The organism is Methylomagnum sp., from assembly GCF_054333355.1.
In genome coordinates this window covers 1-2,515 of record NZ_JBTEKS010000513.1, presented here as the reverse complement: position 1 = coordinate 2,515, position 2,515 = coordinate 1, and the positions used below count along the sequence as shown (strand labels likewise).

Annotated in this window: 3 protein-coding genes; 2 read left to right on the top strand and 1 reads right to left on the bottom strand. The window is 56.8% G+C overall.

Annotated features, from left to right (window positions below; all coding sequences use genetic code 11):
• A partial coding sequence (locus ACXWUF_RS21840) for a DUF47 domain-containing protein (RefSeq protein WP_458503417.1) occupies window positions 1-607 on the bottom strand: 607 nt, incomplete at its 3' end.
• Window positions 608-975: 368 nt separating this feature from the next.
• On the opposite strand from ACXWUF_RS21840, the gene ACXWUF_RS21835 reads away from it, so the two are divergent.
• Both ACXWUF_RS21835 and ACXWUF_RS21830 read left to right on the top strand, forming a co-directional pair.
• Entirely contained in the window at window positions 976-1,218 is a 243-nt protein-coding gene (locus ACXWUF_RS21835; RefSeq protein ID WP_458503416.1) for a hypothetical protein, read from the top strand.
• Window positions 1,219-1,494: 276 nt separating this feature from the next.
• The coding region (locus ACXWUF_RS21830) for a hypothetical protein (protein ID WP_458503415.1) at window positions 1,495-2,515 on the top strand (1,021 nt) is incomplete at its 3' end.

The following is a 2,515-nucleotide window of genomic DNA, read 5'->3' as shown; positions in this document are numbered from 1 at the left end:
TCTCCAGAACCAGCACGGCGTGGTAACAGGCGTCCGTGGTCTGTTCGAGGATTCCTAGGATTTCCGTCCAATCCTGCTCGGCGATGATGGACAGCGTCCCATGATGCCGCTGGGCCTTCCGCCATTGATGATAAGTGCCATCCGCCTGTTCCTCCCAGCGCTTGAGCGCGGCCCGGCAGTCCCGCACGTCGGCCAATTCATTGGCGGGATATTTCCCGATTTCCTTCCCCAATTCCTCCACCATCGCCAGCACCGTGGCGAGCAACTGATGGGCGGCCTCCTGAGCTTCCGTCGGGGTGAATATATCGACGATGCGGGCCACGTTATTCATGCCGTCCACAATATCGTCCAAATGGTGGACCAATTGCTGGGTCATTTGGATGATTTCGGAATAGGGCAGGGAATCCAGAATGTTATGGGCTTCCAAGGTCAGTTGGTCGCCTTTTTCTTCCAGATGCTTTATCTGGGCGATAAGCTCGTCCGGCGCGTGCAGATTTGAAAACAATTGACCCATGACTTGGCCGCATTCGAGGGTGTTTTCCAAATGCTCACGGAATATCAAATCCAGGGGGCGATACTCGGGGGATGAATCTTCATAGGGTGTCATCTATGTAACTCCAGCATGTTTTCGAGGAAGTGACCGGCCAGCCTATCCCATGGATGCTTCTAATTCGTGAAATTAGGGCTGTTTTCATTCGAGTATCCGGTTAAACCCCCCTGCACCCCTTATCAGGGGGTTTTTTGCTCCCTCTCCCTCTTTCTCCTCCCCTGATAAGGGGAGGCCGGGGAGGGGTTTGGAATAGCCCGCCCATCAATGGTCAGGATAAACGCCCGGAATCCCCATTCGGTGGCCTGCCATCAAACCGCAATCCTTTCGTCATTTAACTTACGCATCGGGCCGCTATCTTTAGGCTCAGCCTACGCGGCCCACAGCCTGCGTTCCTATCTTCGGCGTAGAAAAAAAGGAAGCGTGTCATGCAGACAGCCGCCAGTGTCAGCTTTTTGTATTCCGATAGATTCGACGAATTGCGCCGTTATTTCATGAGTATTGAGCCGCCCTATACACTGCAACATATCAGGGAGTTCAATCGCATTTATGGCCGGATTTATCCGGTGTTGACGAAGGATGAAAAGCGGCGGGCCGAGGATTTTGTCGATGCCCTGATAGCGGGCGTTGGGAGACAGGAATGGGCGGAGAAGATTTATGGTGTGGTTTGAGATTGCATAAAGCTTGTGGCGGATGTTTGCTCATTCCCAAATACCGGCTTTATTGCCATATAAATTAATCCGGTCTGGAGTCCGTAATTAGTTTGGACGTTATTCCAAGGGCTAGAATATTTTCACTTTGGGTGTACAGGCTCTTTTAAATTCATCCCCAATCCCCCTTATCAGGGGAGGGAGAAAAGCCCCCCTGATAAGGGGGGTTGGGGGGGTTAAACCGGATACTCGAATCAAAACCGCTCTACTTCCGGCACTTACAACAGCGAGAAACCCATGAAGGCATTATTCGTTTGCGGCTCTTTGAATCAAACCAAGATGATGCACCAAATATCCAAGCATCTGCCGCAATTCGATAAATACTTCACGCCGTATTTCTGCGACGGCCTGGGCAAACTGGTGCAACGTTCCGGTGCCTTGGATTTCACCGTGATGGGCGGGCGCTTCCTGGCGAAGACCATGCGCTATCTGCACGAGCAGGGCGTGGCCCTGGACATCGAGGGCAAGGCGCGGCGCTATGACCTAGTGGTGACGTGCAGCGACCTCATCGTGCCGCGCCGCATCCGGGGCAGCAAGCTGGTCCTGGTGCAGGAGGGCATGACCGACCCCGAGAATTTCGCCTTCCACCTCGTCAAGACCCTGCGCCTGCCGCGCTGGCTGGCCCAGACCTCCACCACCGGGCTGTCCGATATGTACGACATTTTCTGCGTGGCCTCCCACGGCTACAAAGACCTGTTCGTCGGCAAGGGCGTCAGGCCGGAGAAGGTCCGGGTGACCGGCATCCCCAATTTCGACCACTGCGACGCCTTCCGGGACAACGACTTCCCGCACCGGGATTACGTGCTGGTCGCCACCTCCGACATGCGGGAAACCTTCAAGTACGAGAACCGCCGCAAGTTCATCGAGAAGGCCCGGCGCGTCGCCGCCGGCCGCCCTCTCATCTTCAAGTTCCACCCCAACGAGAACCCGCACCGGGCGGGCCGCGAGGTGGAACGCTACGCGCCCGAGGCCATTCATTTCGCCGACGGCCACACCGACCACATGATCGCCAACTGCGAGGCGCTGGTGACGCGCTATTCGTCCGTGGTCTATGTGGCGGCGGCGCTGGGCAAGGAAATCCATTCCGATCTCCCGCCCGAGCTGCTGCAAGCCCTCTTGCCCTTGCAGAACGGCGGCACGTCGGCCCAGAACATCGCCCGCGAGTGCCTGCGGTTGTTTGAACCCGGCTATGTCCATCACCATCCGAGGCCGACTTCGCCCCTGCGGCGGCGGCTCTCCCGGCTGCGAACCAGCACCG

Excerpts from the sequence above, each read along its gene's own strand:
- ACXWUF_RS21835 (WP_458503416.1), top strand. The coding sequence starts at position 976 with ATGCAGACAGCCGCCAGTGTCAGCTTTTTGTATTCCGATAGATTCGAC.